A 17,388-nucleotide genomic window follows, 5' to 3' on the forward strand; every position below is an offset into this window, starting at 1 on the left:
GCCGATGGTAGTTGGGCTTACGTTCCGCGAGAGTAGGACGTTGCCGGGCAAGTATTTATAAATGGATGCGATGAGCCGCACTCGAGACCTGTTAGGTCTCTTTTTTATGTTTAAACTTAGTTAAAATAAAGTAGAAGATAAAGGTCATATACTGTACTTATTAAATAAATTTATATTATAGGATCTATAACTAAAAAACATCTCATTTCTCTGCTTATAACAGGAAGAAATGAGATGTTTTAATGTGATTTTGACTTATATTAGTAGTGAATAAAGCATTTTATTCTTATTAATATAGATGTATTTAGGATCAAATTCGCTAACGTTCTTATAAAGTTGGTCTAAATCATTATGATCTTTAAGTTGAATACCTATAATAACAGAACCTGTATTTTGGCTCGATTTTTTTAAGTATTCAAATTTTGTAATATCATCATTTGGTCCAAGCACTTCGTTAACAAATTCTCTTAATGCACCTGGTCTTTGTGGGAAGTTAACAATAAAGTAATGTTTCATATCTTCAAATAAAAGTGAGCGTTCCTCAATTTCTTTCATTCGGTTAATATCATTGTTACCACCACTGACAATACAAATAACATTTTTACCTTTAATTTCATTTTTATAATGATTAAGTGCAGTGACGCTTAGTGCGCCAGCTGGTTCTGCAATAATAGCTTGTTTAGAGTACATATCTAGAATTGTACTACATACTTCACCTTCATCTACAGCAACAAAGTCATCAACAACATTTTTTGAAATTTCGAATGTTAATTGTCCAACTTTTCCTACTGAAGCGCCATCTACAAATTTATCGATATCTGTTAATGTAACAATTTTATTAGCTTTAACAGATTGAGCCATACTGCTTGCTCCAAGTGGTTCTACACCAATGACTTGTGTAGTAGGCGTTGTATCTTTAAGATATGTGCCTACTCCTGAAATTAAGCCACCGCCACCGATTGCAGCAAAGCAATAATCAAATTTGATGTTTTCTTCTTCTGCATAATCTACTATTTCTTTAGCAATCGTACCTTGACCAGCAATTGTATTGATATTATCGAATGGATCAATAAAGCTTAATCCAAATTGTTCAGTATAATCTAATGCATGTTTTAAGCAATCATCAAAAGTATCGCCAATTAATTCTATTTGTACAAATTCACCACCGAAAAATTTAACTTGATTAATTTTTTGAGCTGGTGTTGTTACTGGCATAAATATAACAGCTTTGATTTCAAGTTGTTTAGCTGTGAATGCGATTCCTTGTGCATGATTACCTGCGCTCGCACAACTAACGCCATTTGCTCGTTCTTCGAATGTTAACTGATTAATTGCATAGTACGCACCTCTTAATTTAAAGGAACGTACCCATTGCAAATCTTCTCTTTTTAAATATACATTACAGTCAAACTTCTGTGATAAATACATATCTTTTTCTAAAGGTGTTTGTTTTACTGTATCTTTTAATTTTAAAAATGCTTCTTCTATATCTTCAGCACTTAAACGTGTTTTTAAGGTCATTCTACCACTCCCAATTAGTTGTGCATTTTTTCATATTGGTTGATCTGTTCTTCATAAGTTAATGTAATAGCAATATCATCTAAACCGTTAATCAATTTATTCTTCCATGTAGCGTCTATATCAAAATGATATTTTGCTTCAGGTGTAATGATTAGTTGATCAGGTAAATCAATCGTTATTTCACTATGTTGAGCTATTGCTTCTCTGTCTTCTTTATTTTCAATAGCAATAGGTAACATACCATTTTTAGTACAGTTCATATAAAATATATCACTGAAACTACCTGCTATAATAATTAAGAATCCAAAGTCTTTTAATGCCCATGCAGCGTGTTCTCTTGATGAACCACAACCAAAATTATCACCTGAAATGAGAATACTTGCACCTTTATATTCTGGTTTATTTAAGTTGAAATCTGGATTATCAGAGCCATCTTCTAAATAACGCCATTCGTCGAATAAGAAGGGGCCAAAACCAGTTTTAGAAATTCTTTTCAAAAAAGCTTTTGGAATGATTTGATCCGTATCAATATTATCATTGAGTAGGGGAACTGTTTTACCATTAAAAATATTAATTGGTTCCATTTAAATGACCACCTTTCTAGTATCTACAAATCTACCGTTAATAGCTGCTGCTGCTGCCATTGCTGGAGATACGAGATGCGTTCTTGCACCTTTACCTTGACGACCTTCAAAGTTACGGTTACTAGTTGAGGCACAGTGAACACCGTTAGGGACTTGGTCAGGGTTCATTCCTAGACACATTGAACATCCAGGTTCACGCCAATCAAATCCTGCTTCTTTGAAAATTTTATCTAGACCAAGCGCCTCTGCTTGAAGTTTAACACTTCTAGATCCAGGAACGACAATTGCTGTAATGTCTTGATGGACTTTATGACCATCTACAATTTTACTTGCTTCAATAAGATCTGAAAGTCTTGCATTTGTACATGAACCAAGGAAAACATAGCCTAGAGGAATATCTCTAGCAGTTTGACCTGGTTGAAGGCCCATGTAATTATAGGCTCTTTCATCATTTAAATCCTTAATTTCTGGGAATGGTGTATTAAAACTAACACCCATTTCAGGACTTGTACCCCAAGTGACTTGTGGTTCAAGGTCACTTACGTCTACAGTAATCACTTTATCGTAAGTAGCATCTTCGTCTGAATATAAAGTCTTCCAATCTTCAATAGCTGCTTCAAAGTTCTCTGGTTGATATTTACGTCCTCTTACATATTCAAAAGTTGTTTCATCTGGCTTCATCATGCCATATTTAGCACCAGCTTCGATAGCCATATTACAAATTGTCATTCGCTCATCCATTGTCATATTAGAAATAGCTTCACCAGCGAATTCTAAAGCGTAACCAGTACCAAAATCAACGCCGTGTTGATTGATTAAGTATAGGATAATATCTTTAGCATAAACACCAGTTGGCAATGTACCATCAACTTGAATTTTCAAGTTCTTTGGTTTAGTTTGCCATAGTGTTTGAGTTGCAAAAACATGTTCTACTTCACTTGTACCTATACCAAAAGCAATAGCTCCAAATGCACCATGCGTTGCAGTATGTGAATCTCCACATACGATAGTTTTACCTGGTTGTGTTAAACCTGTTTCTGGGCCAACCATATGCACGATACCTTGTTCATCTGAACCCATATCAAATAACTTTACACCAAATGCTTCACAGTTTTTTTGCAAAGCACTAATTTGTTTATTAGCAATTTCATCTCTAATATTGAATATATCAATTGTAGGTACATTATGATCCAATGTTCCAAACGTTCGATCGGGACGTCTTACTTTCCTATTTTGTAATCTTAAGCCTTCGAATGCTTGAGGAGATGTAACTTCATGAATAAGGTGTAAGTCGATGTATAATAATTGGGGTTCACCTTCTTTACCAGCTATTATATGTCGATTCCATACTTTATCAAATAATGTTTGAGACATGTCGTTTTCCTCCTTCTAAATATTATTTTTGATTGCTTCGAAGACTTCAGATGTACTGTTATTTCCACCTAAATCTTTAGTTGCAATACCTTTCTTGATTGTGCTAAATACGATATCTTCTAAATACTGAGCGCATTCAGGTTGATGTAAACTTTCTCTAATACACATTGCTAATGATAGTAACATACCACTAGGGTTTGCTTTATTTTGACCAGCTATATCAGGTGCAGAACCATGTATTGGTTCATATAAACTTGGTCCATTCTCACCAAAACTTGCAGAAGGTGAAAGACCAAGTGATCCTGGAATAACTGAAGCTTCATCACTTAGAATATCTCCAAATAAATTTTCAGTTACAATAACATCAAACTGTTTAGGATTTGTAATTAAATGCATGCTACATGCGTCTACTAAGAGATGATTAAGTGTGACATCTGGATAATCTTTAGAAACTTGTTCTAATGTTTGTCTCCAAAGTTTTGAAGAGCTAAGTACATTTTCTTTATCTACTGATGTAACGATTTTATTTCGTTTAGTAGCTAACTGAAATGCAACATGTGCGATTCTTGTAATTTCTTCTTTAGTATATGCAAGAGTGTCAATCGCTTTTTCATCATCAAAATATTTCGGTTCTCCAAAATACAAACCACCCGTTAATTCACGTACAATAATAAAATCAGTACCTTTTACGAGTTCTTCTTTTAATGGTGATAAATGTGCAGTGGATTCAGTAACAATTGTTGGTCTAATGTTAGCAAATAAATTTAATGCTTTTCTAATACCTAATAGGCCGTGTTCTGGTCTGTTTTTTGGATCAGTCCATTTAGGACCACCAACGGCTCCTAATAATATTGCATCACTGTTTTGACAAGCAGTTAAAGTTTCTGGAGGTAAAGGCTCGCCATGTTTATCAATGGCGATACCTCCAAAATCTTTAGTGTCTATTTCATAATCAAAATTAAATTTCTTTGATAATAATTCTAGTATTTCAATACTACCTTCTAAAATTTCTGGACCGATTCCATCACCGGGTAGGGCAGTGATTTTGTATGTCATGACTTTACGCCTTCTTTCAATTTGTTCTCACTGTGTTTAGCATGTGCTTCAACATATGCCTTACAAGAAGCATATAGAATATCGTAGTCAATACCGATACCTGTGTATACTTCATCTTCAAATTCTACTTGAACGTGTACTTCAGCTTGAGCATCCGTACCTTCTGTAATAGATTCAATTCGATATTGTTGTAATTCAGGCGTATAATCAAAAATTCTATCAATTGCATTATAAATTGATGTAATTGAACCTGAACCAATAGATGAGTCTTTATAAGTATTTCCTTCTTTATCTTCAATAACGACAACAGCGCTTTGTAAGCCATTTGATACAAATTGAAGTTGAAGTGCATTTACTTTATAGTATGCATTTTCTTCATGTTCACTACCTTGAAGGATAGCGTGTATATCTCGATCAGTTACTTGTTTTTTCTTATCTGCGACTGATTTGAATTGTTTAAATACTTCCACTTGTTCATCTGGTGAGAGATTATATCCAAGTTCTACTAACTTTTCACTAAATGCGTGTTTACCAGATAGTTTACCAAGTGGTAATGAATTTTTAACAACACCGACAAGTTGAGGTGTCATAATTTCATAAGTTTCAGGGTTTTTCAAAATACCATCTTGATGAATACCAGATTCATGACTGAATGCATTTTGACCAACGATTGCTTTATTTCTAGGGACTCGAAGACCTGAATATCTACTTACCATGTCACTTGTGCTCTTAGTTTCAGCTAAATTGATATTAGTAGATAGGTTGTAATGATCTTGTCTAACGTGTAGTGCAAGTGCAATTTCTTCAAGAGCAGTATTGCCAGCACGTTCGCCGATTCCATTAATTGCACCTTCAACTCTTCTTGCACCATTTTCAAAAGCAGATAGGGCATTTGCTACAGCAAGACCTAAATCATCATGACAATGAGAACTATATATCACTTCATGATCACTTTGAATTGTTTCAATAAGTGTCTTAAAGATTTGACCATATTCTGTAGGATAAGAATAACCAACCGTATCTGGAATATTGATAATGTCTGCACCAGCATCAACTGCTGTTTGTACTGCTTTAATTAAAAATGGTAAAGGTGTTCTTGTAGCATCTTCAGGTGAAAATTGAACTTTTTCAAATAATGTTTTTGCATAAGTTACATTTTCTGTTATAGATGCTAATACTTGTTCTTCAGTCATTTTCAATTTATATTCCAAGTGGATAGGGCTAGTTGCTAAGAAAACATGAATTTGTCTATGCTGTGCTTCTTTTGTTGATTCATGTACAGCATCGATATCTGACTTTTTACATCTAGCTAACCCACAAACTGCAGTTGTTGTTAATGCTTTAGCAATACTTTCTACTGATTTAAAACTACCTTCACTAGAAGCGGGGAAGCCAGCTTCTATTACATCGACTCCCCATTTTTCTAGTTGTTTAGCAATTTTGAGACGTTCATCAAATGAAAAGCTGACGCCTGGTGTTTGTTCTCCATCTCTTAGTGTTGTATCAAATATTTGAATATGGTCTGACATAATAATCCTCTCCTTAAATTCTAGTACTTTTATTTAGTTTTGAATACTTTTAGCTTTAACGAATGGCATCATGTCACGTAATTCTCTACCTACTGATTCGATTTGATGTCCTTGTTGTTCTTTACGCATTCTTAGGAATTCTTCAAAGCCATTTTCGTTATCTTTAATGAAGCGATCACTGAAAGCTCCTGTTTGAATATCTTTAAGTACTTCTTTCATATTATCTTTAACATCAGGTGTGATAACACGTTCACCAGATACATAATCACCAAATTCTGCAGTGTTTGAAATAGAATAACGCATGTTTTCCATTCCGCCTTCATACATTAAATCAACGATTAATTTCATTTCATGTAATACTTCGAAGTAAGCAATTTCTGGTTGATAGCCAGCTTCAACTAATGTTTCGAAACCTGATTGGATAAGTTTCGTTACACCACCACAAAGAACTGCTTGTTCACCAAATAAATCAGTTTCAGTTTCTTCTTCAAAGCTTGTGCCGATAACACCAGCTCTAGTAGCACCGATACCTTTTGCATAACTTAATGCTAATTGAGTTGCGTTACCTGTAGCATCTTGGTATACAGCGTATAGTGCAGGCACAGCACTTCCTTCAGTAAATGTACGTCTAACTAGGTGACCTGGTCCTTTTGGTGCAACTAAGAATACATCTACGTTTGCTGGTGGTTGAATAACTTTAAAGTGAATATTAAATCCATGAGCAAATACTAAAGCATTTCCTTCATCTAAGTTAGGTTCAATTTCTTCTTTATAAACTTGTCCTTGAATTTCATCTGGTAATAGAATCATTACAACGTCAGATTGTTTTACCGCTTCATCTACTGGATATACTTCAAAACCATCTTCTTTAGCTTGATCAAATGATTTACCTGGACGAATACCAATTACAACATCATATCCGTTATCTTTTAAGTTCTGAGCATGTGCATGCCCTTGTGAACCATATCCAACTACTGCGATTTTCTTACCTTGTAATGCGTCCTCTGTTACCGTGTTGTCATAAAATACTTTAGTCATAATAAATGCCTCCATTAATTTGTTTTATTTTGTATTATAGTAATCCTGCAGAACCTGTTCGTGACACTTGTGTCACAGGATATATTTTTAAATCATCCAATAGATTTTCTATTGTTTGATGGGTTCCAATTGCTTGAATATAAATATAATCTTCTAAATCTTTTAAAATGGTTAATTGATCTTCATAAGGCTTAATGATTTTTTCGAATGTTTGATAATCGTCAGGATGACCTAACTTGATTAAAATAAGTTCTCTATTAAAAAGGTTGTTATCTGTAATATCTAGGGCAGATATTACATTTACTTGCTTTTCTAACTGCTTAATAATTGTTTCTGTACTACTTTCATCTGAAACATCCACAATAAATGTAATATTTGTGATGCCCTCTGTTTCAGTAGGCGTTGCAGAAAGAGAAACAATGTTGTATTGTCTCCTTACAAAAATGCTTGTAAGTCGGTTGAGTGTACCCGCTCTATCGAGTACTTGAGTCTTAATTGTTCTTTTCATTATTCAACGCCCTCCATTTTGTAGTTTGGTTGTCCACTTGGAACCATTGGAAGTACTGGTTCAGAAGGGGAAATTCTAATTTCGATTAAGGCTGGGCCTTTATGAGCGAATGCTTCATCAAGTGTAGATTCTAATTTATCGTTAGAATCGATCATGAAACCTTTAACACCATAGCTTTCAGAAAGCTTCATAAAGTCAGGCTGCCCAGCAAATACTGAATGAGAAAAACGTTGGCTATAAAATTTATCTTGCCATTGTTTAACCATACCTAAAGCACCATTGTTGATTAGTACGATTTTGATGTCATTATCAAATTCATTTAAAATGGCCATTTCTTGGTTAGTCATTTGGAACCCACCGTCACCAACAAATGCAACTACTGTCTTGTCAGGGTGTGCAAACTTGGCACCCATTGCTGCTGGGATACCGAAGCCCATTGTACCGAGACCACCGCTTGTAATAATTTGCCCATGTGTTTTAAATGGATAATATTGTGCAACCCACATTTGATGTTGACCTACATCTGTAGCAACAAGTGCATCTCCGTTTGTAATCTTTCCGATATACTCAATTGCTTGTTGTGGCTTAATAAAGTCATCAGTTGGTTTGTCATATCTAAATGGATATGTTGCTTTATTAGATAGACAATGTTCATACCATTCATGATGGATAAGCTCATGTGCTTCGTATTCTAAAAGTGCTTCTAATGTTTGTTTTGCATCGGCAATAATACCTAAATCTGTAGGAATGATTTTGTTAATTTCACATGGATCGATATCTACATGAATAACTTTAGCGTCTTTCGCAAATTCATCTGGGTTGCTTGCTAGACGATCATCAAATCGACTTCCAAAGTTAATTAACAAATCACATTCCGTTAATGCCATGTTACTTGCATATGATCCATGCATACCGCCCATTCCTAAGAATAATGGGTCAGAGTAGGGGATAGAACCTAATCCTAGCAAAGTGTTTACAACAGGAATTTTGTATTTATTAGCAAATGCTGTAAGTTCCTTTGAAGCTTCAGCATGGTTTACACCAGCTCCAGCAAGTATAATAGGCTTCTTTGCTAAACGAATCATTTGAATAATTTGTTCAATCTCTTTATCTTCTGGTGTTAAGTTTATGTGATATCCCGGTAAATTAAGTTCTCTTGGAGAAACTTCAACTGTTTCTAGAACACCGATATCTTTAGGAAAATCAATGACAACCGGACCTTTACGACCAGTTGAAGCAATATGAAATGCTTCATCAATAATCTTTGGAATATCTTTTACATCAGTTATCTGATAATTATGCTTTGTAATAGGTGTTGTCATAGAGAGTAAATCAGCTTCTTGGAAAGCGTCTTTACCAATACCTGGTCTGTGTACTTGTCCTGTAAGTACAACTAGTGGAATTGAGTCACTCATAGCATCAGCTATTCCAGTAATAGTGTTAGTTGCGCCAGGCCCGCTTGTAACGACTACAACACCAGGTTTACCTGTAACTCTTGCATATCCTTCAGCTGCGTGAACTGCACCTTGCTCGTGTCTCGTGAGAATATGAGGCACTTTACCTTCATAAAAGGCATCATATAAAGGTAAGACAGCGCCACCAGGATATCCAAAGATGTAATCGACTTCTTGATCGATAAAGGATTGGACAAGTAATTCTGCCCCCGTGTAAGTTATTGTCTTTTCTTTAGTTGCTTCATCTGGTTCTTTGTATGATTTAGTAGTTAGTGCCATGCAAATCACTCCTTAAATTAGTTCGTCCGGTACTTTCAAGATGCCTCCTGTATTTGCACTTGTTACAAGGGCAGTGTATCTTGCAAGATAACCAGTCTTAACTTTAGCTTTAAATGGTTCAATGTTTTGTTTTCTAGCATGTAATTCTGCTTCAGAAACATTTACATCTAATGTACGATTCGTTAAATCAATGATGATTTCATCACCGTCTTGGATGAGTCCTATAGGTCCACCCGCGGCAGCTTCTGGTGAAATATGTCCGACAGCGATACCTCTTGTTGCACCTGAGAATCGACCATCTGTAATTAATGCAACATCTTTACCTAAACCTCTACCGACGATAGATGAAGTAGGTGCTAACATTTCCGGCATTCCAGGTCCACCTTTAGGGCCTTCATAACGAATGACAACAACGTGACCTTCTCTAACAGTATGGTTATCAATTGCTTCAACCGCTTCATCATGTGAACTAAAGCAAATCGCTTTACCAACAAATTTCTTGATTGATGGATCAACACCACCAACTTTAATAGCTGCACCATCTGGCGCGATATTTCCAAATAACATTGATAAGCCACCAGTTTCAGAGAATGGATTATCTCTTGTATGGATAACTTCTGTATTTTTAATTTCACGATGTTCGTTATTTTCTCTTAATGTTTTACCAGTGACTGTAATACGGTCAGGATGTAAAACATTATCGAGTTTGAGTAATTCACCGATGATGGCTGGTACACCGCCTGCTTCATGTACGTCATGCATTGAGTATGAAGAACTTGGTGCAATTTTAGATAGGTAAGGTGTACGTTTAGCTATTTCATTTACTCTATTTAAGTCATAATCGATACCAGCTTCATTTGCTAAAGCTAAAGTATGAAGGACAGTATTTGTAGAACCACCCATTGCCATATCTAAAGCAAATGCATCATCAATTGCATCTTTAGTAATGATGTCTTTAGGTTTAATGTCTTTTTTAACTAAGTCCATTAGTTTAAAGGCTGCTTCTCTAATTAATTCTCTTCTTTCTTCTCCTACAGCAATAGCTGTTCCGTTATAAGGTAATGCTAATCCTAAGACTTCCATTAAGCAGTTCATTGAATTTGCTGTAAACATGCCTGCACATGAACCGCAAGTAGGGCATGCGTTCTTTTCCATATCTAAGAATTCTTCTTTCGTCATTGAACCACCTTTGAATGATCCAACTGCTTCAAACATTGAAGATAAAGTTAATGCTTTACCAGTTGCAGATAAACCAGCTTTCATTGGTCCACCTGAACAGAAGATTGCAGGTACGTTTGTTCTAACAGATGCTAGTAACATTCCTGGTGTAATCTTGTCACAGTTTGGCATGTAGAATACGCCGTCAAACCAGTGTGCGTTAATAACAGTTTCAGCTGCGTCAGCAATAACTTCTCTACTTGGTAATGAGTAGCGCATCCCGATGTGACCCATTGCTATACCATCGTCAACACCGATTGTATTGAATTCAAATGGAATACCACCTGCTTCTCTAATCGCTTCTTTTGCGATATCTGCCAATTCCCTTAAATGAACATGTCCTGGGACAATATCAATGTAAGAATTGCAAATCGCAATAAATGGTTTATTCATATCCGTTGGGCTCTTGATTTGTCCTGTTGCATGTAATAGGCTTCTTGCAGGTGCTTGGTGATCACCTTTTTTGATCATGTCACTTCTCATAATTACACTCCTCTAGAAAAATAAAAAAGCAACGTCCCAATAAATATGGGACGTTGCTTCGAGTCCCATTCAAGTAGAAATAGGACTTAAACCATACAGTAAATTGAAGCTTACTGTTGTTCGAGTCCTTCTGAGCGTAATAAAATCACTAATATGCTGTATTCGATTGTCGGTTTATTTGCCGTCATTGTGAAATTCATTACAACTCGTCCTTTCTTCTCAAATGTGAACCATATTTTTAGTTAAGATTTTTGAATAGTTAAAAAATTTATGTACTAAATTTAACGCATATCAGAATACATGTCAACAGAAGATTTAGATTTTTCTAAAAATTTAGATAATGTAAGCGCTTTACTGATAAATAAACCATTCATTACCCAATTAAATAAATATTTGTTATAATAGTTCAGTTAGTTTAAGTAAAGAAAAGGTAGGTGCCAAATTAGTGATTATTCAAGTTGACTCATTAGAAAAAACGCAGCAAATTGCTGAAAAATTAGCTCAAGTTGTAACTGAAAATGATATTATTTTGTTGAATGGAGATTTAGGAGCGGGTAAAACCACTTTTAGTCAATATTTCGGAAAGGCTTTAGGCGTTAAAAGAACCATTAATTCACCTACCTTTAATATAATAAAGTCCTACAAAGGAAGATTGCCTTTTCATCATATGGATTGTTATAGATTAGAAGATAGTGATGAAGACTTAGGATTTGATGAATACTTTAATGATAATGGTGTTACGATTATTGAATGGAGTGAATTCATTCAAGAATATTTACCAAAAGAGCGTTTAGAAATCAACATTAAGTATATAGACGCAGATAAAAGGGTGTTTGAAATAATTTCTAAAGGTGAACATTATAAACAGATAAAGGAAGTGCTAAATGATGACAACATTACTAATTGATACATCTAATCAACCATTAGCAGTAGCACTTGTTAAAGACGGAAATGTATTAATCAATTATCAGTCCAACATAAAAAAGAACCATTCCTTACAATTAATGCCTGTTATTGAATCATTAATGGATGAAGCGCAATTAACACCTCAATCATTATCTGAAATAGTGGTTGCTAATGGTCCTGGTTCTTATACAGGTTTAAGAATTGGTATTACAACAGCAAAGACGATGGCATATACTTTGGATATTCCATTATATGAAGTTTCATCTTTAAAGGCATTAGCAGCAACATATGACAACGGAAATAATCTTATTGTACCTTTATTTGATGCTAGAAGAGACCATGTATTTGCTGGTGTTTACCAATATAAAGATGATAAATTAGAAACAATCAAAGACGATAGTTATATATCTATTGAAGCATTGAATCAATTTTTAAAATCACGAAATTATCCATATATATTTATTGGTCACGATGTATTAAAGTTACAAGATAAGTTAGAAGGTAGAAGTCTTTCGAAATTACCTGATGCTTCAATAATGTATAACATTAAAGAACAACCTGTGTTAAAAGTTCATGAACTAAAACCAAGATATCTAAAATTATCAGAGGCGGAACAAAATTGGAAAAACAATCAAACGAAGCATTAGAAATCAGAAAAATGTCAATTGAAGATGTCCCTCAAGTATATGAAATAGAACATCATAGTTTTACACAAAGTTCATGGTCTATAGACGCATTCTATCATGAGTTAGAGAAAAATGAATTTGCGCATTATTTTGTAGTATCTATTGGTGAAGAAATTATCGCGTATTGCGGATTGTGGCTAGTCATTGATCAAGCACAAATAACGACTATTTCTGTTGCTGAGCAATATAGAGGTAATGGCATAGGTCAAATGCTATTAGAATATGCGATGACTTTTGCAAGTGCAACTTGTACAACGATGAGCTTAGAAGTAAGAGTGGATAATGAAGCGGCTAGACATGTTTATGAGAAAGCTGGCTTTACGTATGGTGGCGTTAGGAAAAATTATTATGGCGATGGAGAGGATGCTAAAGTGATGTGGGTGAGTCTAAAGAATGTCTGAATCAATTATATTAAGTATAGAAACAAGCTGTGATGAAACTGCAGCAAGTGTCATAAAAAACGGCAATGAAATTATTAGTAATGAAGTTGTTACACAAATGATGACACATAAAAAATTTGGCGGTGTAGTACCAGAAGTAGCGAGTCGTCAACACGTTGAAGTGATGACAACAGTGATTGATGAAGCTTTGAAAAATGCGAATATGCAAATGGATGACATTGACGCAATAGCCGTAACAGAAGGTCCAGGATTAATTGGTGCCTTACTTGTCGGTGTTGCAAGTGCCAAAGCCTTAGCATTTAGTCATCAAAAACCACTTATACCAGTTCATCATATTGCAGGGCATATTTATGCTAATCATCTCGTTAAACCATTAGAATTTCCATTAATTGCGCTTATCGTTTCAGGTGGACATACAGAACTGATTTACATGAAAAATCATTTAGATTTTGAAGTTATAGGTGAAACACGTGATGATGCAGTTGGTGAGGCATATGACAAAGTTGCTAGAACAATAGGTTTACCATATCCAGGAGGTCCAGAAGTTGATAGACTTGCACAAATCGGTCAAGATACTTTGAATTTCCCTAGAGTTTGGTTAGAAAAAGACAGTTATGATTTCAGTTTCAGTGGTTTGAAAAGTGCAGTTATTAATACATTGCATAATAAAAAGCAAAAAAATGATGAAATCATAAAAGAAGATGTTGCGACTAGTTTCCAAAATAGTGTAGTTGAAGTACTTGTCGGTAAAACAATGGCCGCAGTTAAAGATTATGATGTTCAACACTTAATTGTGGCAGGTGGTGTAGCTGCGAATAAAGGTTTACGTCATGCACTTGAAGAAGAAACTGGTAAATTAGGAATAGATCTTAGTATTCCACCATTAAATTTATGTACAGATAATGCTGCTATGATAGGGTCAGTAGCTCATTTCTTATATGAAAATAATCGCTTTTCAAATATGAAATTAAACGGTAAAAGTTCTCTAGATATTGAAGCATTTTAATATACAATAATTTGTAATATTGCACTATAGACGTTATACTCAATGTGATATAAAAAGATTGAGGAGGCGTTGTAAAGTGGAAGTGAATACTTATTTTAATTTTAAAAATAGTATTGAAGCATTAAAGTTCTACGAAGAAAAATTAGGTGCAACGGATATTATGAGAGTTCCGGGTAACCATGAAATGTTTAAAGATGCACCTGATGAATTTAAATTGCCCGAATCTTTTACAATGAACGCGAGTTTTAACTTATTAGGGAAGACATTTTTATGTAGTGACACTTGGCAAAATAAAGATATCAATAACGAAGGCGCTCAAGCATGTTTTCAGTTTAATTATAACGATGAAGAAGATAGAGCAGCTGTCATCGAATTGTTTAAGAAAGCAGAAGAAGCGGGTTGTAAAATTGATATGCCTTTAAACGAGGTAGAGTGGTCACCACTCTTTGGTTCATTCCAAGATCCATTTGGTGTAACTTGGATGGTAAATGCATATACAGAATAGAATAGGGAGCGGGACAGAAATCTAATTTGTATAAAAAGATTTCGTAGTCCCGCCCCGGCAAGGATGACTAGAATTGAAATGCGCTTGTACCAAGCTTTTTCAACTCTAGTCATCTACTGCCAAGATACTACAAAAGACTGAGACATTACATTATGTCCCAGTCTTTTCTATTTACGTGCATATTTGCCTTCACTATTCGTGTAGTCAGTATAATCTTTTATACGCTGATCATATTCTTCTTTAGTTATAATTTTATGTTTCAATAGTTCCTTAGCTTTCGTTGTATAATTTTCAATGTTAGATTGTTTCATAAATCATCATCCCTTCTGTAGCATACACAAGACCAATTAATCAATGAAATTTAACTCTAAGCACATTATTAACTTCAAAATAAAAGTAGTATTTATAACTAAAGTTTTTAAAACAAGAAAATTGGTTATGTAAATTATAAGACGAATTGAATATTAAATCTAGCCTAATTGATAAATATATTAATATTTTAGTCATTTCAACATTTTGAATTTAAAATATTTACAAAAAATACATGAAGGTCACGTATTTATCATAAAGTCAATACAGAACATTTGTACTTGTGCACAAGTTAACCACATTTTGTGGATAACATTAGTATAAGTTTTCAAATAATTGTGGATAAGTTACTTGGTTTAGATTGATTTTTTACATTTTACCTGTGGATAACTAGGATAACTTTGTGGATTACTTGAAAAATAAGACTTTTTGATGTGTATAAAGATGTGTTTAATTATTACAGAAAAAACGACTGAGGTGTAAAATTTACCTCAGTCGTTTTTGTTAATTTAACTTACTTTCAAGTTTTTCCCATTTTTCCATGTTTTCTTCGAGCAAACGTTCTGCTTCAACTCGTAAGTTATTGATTTCATTGCTTTTTTCAATATCATTAAATATCTCTGGTAACGTAAGTTGATGCTCATAGCCAGAGATTTGTTCTTCATATGTGGAAATATTATTTTCAATTTCTTCTAACTGTCTTTCAAGTCTACGTTTTTCTTTTTTTAGTTGCTTTTGATTTGCGTAATATTGATCGTCTCTAGGCGTTTCAGTAGATTTGATGTCTTCTTGTTCATAACGACTAATAGCTTCACGTTGTTCAAGTTTTTCTAAATAATATTGGTAATCGCCTCTAAATAATTCATTTCCATTTTGTGTGATGTGGAAAATATTATTTGCTAGTTCGTTAATAAAATAACGGTCATGTGATACAAAGAGTAGTGTACCTTCAAAATTTTGCAAAGCTTGTTCCAACATTTCTTTAGAATCGATATCTAAGTGGTTGGTAGGTTCATCTAATATGAGTACATTGTTTTTTTCTAACATGAGTAAAGCGAGTTGAAGTCTGGCTTTTTCTCCACCAGATAAATCATTAATGACTTTTTTTACTTCTTCTTGAGTAAATAAAAATCTACCTAAAATTGTTCTTATATCTTTCTCAGGCATATGTGCATATTGATTCCAAACATAGTCTAAGATTGTCATATTAGAAGTGAATTCTGCTTGTTTTTGGTCGTAATAACCAATTTGAATATTAGAACCATAAACAATATTACCGCCTAAAGCAGGTATTTTTTGAGCTATTGTTTTAATCATCGTAGATTTACCAATACCATTTGGACCAATTATCGCAATTCGATCATGTCGTTTAACTTTTAAGTTGATAGTTGGTGTAATGCTTTTAGAATAACCAATATCCAAATTTTGAACTTTAAGTACATCTTCACCAGTAGCTCTAGTTATTTCAAAATTTATTTGTGCACTTTTAGCATCAAGTCTCGGCTTTTCGATTCTTTCCATTCTTTCTAATACTTTACGACGACTTTTTGCCATGCCGCTTGTTGAAGCACGTGTAATATTTTTTTCGACAAATGTTTCTAACTTTTTAATTTCACTTTGTTGTCTTTCGTATTCAGCCATGACTTTTTCGTAATGTGCATCTCGTTCTTTTAAGAATTTACTATAATTACCAACATACTTTTTAACAGAACCTAAAGCGACATCATATACTTGATTGACTATTTTATCTAAGAAGTATCTGTCGTGACTGATGATAACAATTGCACCTTTAAAGTGAGTTAAATAATTTTCTAGCCATTCAGTTGTTTCCATATCTAAATGGTTCGTAGGTTCATCGAGTAACAGTAAATCAGGTTCACTTAATAACATTTGAGCCATAGATAATCTTGTTTTTTGGCCGCCGCTAAATGATTGAATTTGTCTATCAAAGTCAGATTCTTTAAAGTCTAAACCTGTTAATACGGTCTTAATTTTGCTTTCGTAATTATAGCCATCCATTAATTCATATTGATTAGATAACGCTTCGTATTGTGACAATTTTTCTTTATATATATCTTGGTCATACTCATCAGCATGAATACTTAACCAATCTGTTAAAGTTTTCATTTTATCTTCAATATTGATAACGTCTTTAAATGGTTTTTTCATTTCATTCATAACAGTGTCATTAGAATCTAATGTCATTTGTTGAGTAAGGTATCCCATCGTAACCTGTTTACCTTTAGAAATATTTCCTTCATCATATGATTCAACACCAGCAATGATTTTCATTAATGTTGTTTTTCCCGCGCCATTTCTACCGACAATAGCGATTCTTTCACCGGTTTTTACTTCGAAATCTACATCAGAGAATATAACTTCTCCATCATAAGATTTCTCTAATTTATTTATTTGTAAAAGTATCATGTTTACACCTCTCTATTAGTTATTATTTTACATGAAAACGAGTGATAATTGTATGTAAATCACATACAATATTTATATAGTTATTTTACGTGAAGTTTGTTATA

At 34.0% G+C, this 17,388-nt stretch carries 16 protein-coding genes; 5 read left to right on the forward strand and 11 right to left on the reverse strand.

The annotated features are described in order from the left end of the window. Positions 1–255 precede the first annotated feature (255 nt). The 9 genes from ilvA to ilvD are packed head-to-tail and all read right to left on the reverse strand — an operon-like array spanning position 256 to position 11,044. Positions 256–1,521, reverse strand: a complete 1,266-nt coding sequence (gene ilvA / locus CD035_RS00965; RefSeq protein ID WP_048540581.1) for a threonine ammonia-lyase IlvA — start codon at positions 1,519–1,521, stop codon at positions 256–258. 14 nt (positions 1,522–1,535) lie between these two features. Then, the gene (gene leuD / locus CD035_RS00970) at positions 1,536–2,105 is read right to left on the reverse strand and encodes a 3-isopropylmalate dehydratase small subunit (RefSeq protein WP_048540582.1); all 570 of its coding nucleotides are present in this window, start codon (positions 2,103–2,105) and stop codon (positions 1,536–1,538) included. Beyond that, the gene (gene leuC, locus CD035_RS00975) at positions 2,106–3,479 is read right to left on the reverse strand and encodes a 3-isopropylmalate dehydratase large subunit (RefSeq protein ID WP_048540583.1); all 1,374 of its coding nucleotides are present in this window, start codon (positions 3,477–3,479) and stop codon (positions 2,106–2,108) included. Positions 3,480–3,494: 15 nt separating this feature from the next. Next, complete coding sequence (leuB, locus tag CD035_RS00980) at positions 3,495–4,535, reverse strand: 3-isopropylmalate dehydrogenase (protein WP_048540584.1); 1,041 nt, start codon at positions 4,533–4,535, stop codon at positions 3,495–3,497. Further along, positions 4,532–6,064: a 2-isopropylmalate synthase gene (locus CD035_RS00985; RefSeq protein WP_048540585.1), complete on the reverse strand. Its 1,533-nt coding sequence runs from the start codon at positions 6,062–6,064 to the stop codon at positions 4,532–4,534. The genes leuB and CD035_RS00985 overlap by 4 nt, the downstream gene beginning before the upstream one ends. A 33-nt stretch (positions 6,065–6,097) precedes the next feature. Next, positions 6,098–7,102 carry a ketol-acid reductoisomerase gene (ilvC, locus tag CD035_RS00990; protein WP_048540586.1) on the reverse strand — a complete coding sequence of 335 codons (1,005 nt, stop codon included), beginning with the start codon at positions 7,100–7,102 and terminating at the stop codon, positions 6,098–6,100. 34 nt (positions 7,103–7,136) lie between these two features. Next, positions 7,137–7,610 carry an acetolactate synthase small subunit gene (gene ilvN / locus CD035_RS00995; RefSeq protein WP_048540587.1) on the reverse strand — a complete coding sequence of 158 codons (474 nt, stop codon included), beginning with the start codon at positions 7,608–7,610 and terminating at the stop codon, positions 7,137–7,139. Further along, on the reverse strand, positions 7,610–9,343 hold the full coding sequence (gene ilvB, locus CD035_RS01000) for a biosynthetic-type acetolactate synthase large subunit (RefSeq protein ID WP_048540588.1): 1,734 nt from the start codon (positions 9,341–9,343) through the stop codon (positions 7,610–7,612). The genes ilvN and ilvB overlap by 1 nt, the downstream gene beginning before the upstream one ends. Before the next feature lie 12 nt (positions 9,344–9,355). Then, a complete protein-coding gene (ilvD, locus tag CD035_RS01005; protein ID WP_025905050.1) occupies positions 9,356–11,044 on the reverse strand; it encodes a dihydroxy-acid dehydratase in 1,689 nt (562 codons plus the stop codon). Between the two features lie 448 nt (positions 11,045–11,492). On the opposite strand from ilvD, the gene tsaE reads away from it, so the two are divergent. From tsaE to CD035_RS01030, 5 genes are all read left to right on the forward strand, one after another. Continuing rightward, a complete protein-coding gene (tsaE, locus tag CD035_RS01010) occupies positions 11,493–11,951 on the forward strand; it encodes a tRNA (adenosine(37)-N6)-threonylcarbamoyltransferase complex ATPase subunit type 1 TsaE (protein ID WP_048540698.1) in 459 nt (152 codons plus the stop codon). After that, positions 11,932–12,597, forward strand: a complete 666-nt coding sequence (tsaB, locus tag CD035_RS01015; protein WP_048540699.1) for a tRNA (adenosine(37)-N6)-threonylcarbamoyltransferase complex dimerization subunit type 1 TsaB — start codon at positions 11,932–11,934, stop codon at positions 12,595–12,597. Before tsaE ends, tsaB begins: the two co-directional genes overlap by 20 nt. Then, on the forward strand, positions 12,570–13,037 hold the full coding sequence (rimI, locus tag CD035_RS01020) for a ribosomal protein S18-alanine N-acetyltransferase (RefSeq protein WP_048540589.1): 468 nt from the start codon (positions 12,570–12,572) through the stop codon (positions 13,035–13,037). Before tsaB ends, rimI begins: the two co-directional genes overlap by 28 nt. Further along, positions 13,030–14,043 carry a tRNA (adenosine(37)-N6)-threonylcarbamoyltransferase complex transferase subunit TsaD gene (gene tsaD / locus CD035_RS01025; protein ID WP_048540590.1) on the forward strand — a complete coding sequence of 338 codons (1,014 nt, stop codon included), beginning with the start codon at positions 13,030–13,032 and terminating at the stop codon, positions 14,041–14,043. Before rimI ends, tsaD begins: the two co-directional genes overlap by 8 nt. A 76-nt stretch (positions 14,044–14,119) precedes the next feature. Beyond that, positions 14,120–14,548 carry a VOC family protein gene (locus CD035_RS01030; RefSeq protein WP_048540591.1) on the forward strand — a complete coding sequence of 143 codons (429 nt, stop codon included), beginning with the start codon at positions 14,120–14,122 and terminating at the stop codon, positions 14,546–14,548. 167 nt (positions 14,549–14,715) lie between these two features. Here the strand turns inward: CD035_RS01030 and CD035_RS13840 are convergent, their stop codons facing one another. Both CD035_RS13840 and CD035_RS01035 read right to left on the reverse strand, forming a co-directional pair. After that, the gene (locus tag CD035_RS13840; RefSeq protein WP_164961626.1) at positions 14,716–14,859 is read right to left on the reverse strand and encodes a hypothetical protein; all 144 of its coding nucleotides are present in this window, start codon (positions 14,857–14,859) and stop codon (positions 14,716–14,718) included. 502 nt (positions 14,860–15,361) lie between these two features. Beyond that, positions 15,362–17,284 (reverse strand): ABC-F family ATP-binding cassette domain-containing protein, encoded by a 1,923-nt coding sequence (locus tag CD035_RS01035; RefSeq protein WP_048540592.1) that lies wholly within the window; start codon positions 17,282–17,284, stop codon positions 15,362–15,364. Positions 17,285–17,388: the final 104 nt, after the last annotated feature.

The sequence above is a fragment of the Mammaliicoccus sciuri genome (assembly GCF_002901825.1).
GTDB classification, from domain to species: Bacteria; Bacillota; Bacilli; order Staphylococcales; family Staphylococcaceae; genus Mammaliicoccus; species Mammaliicoccus sciuri.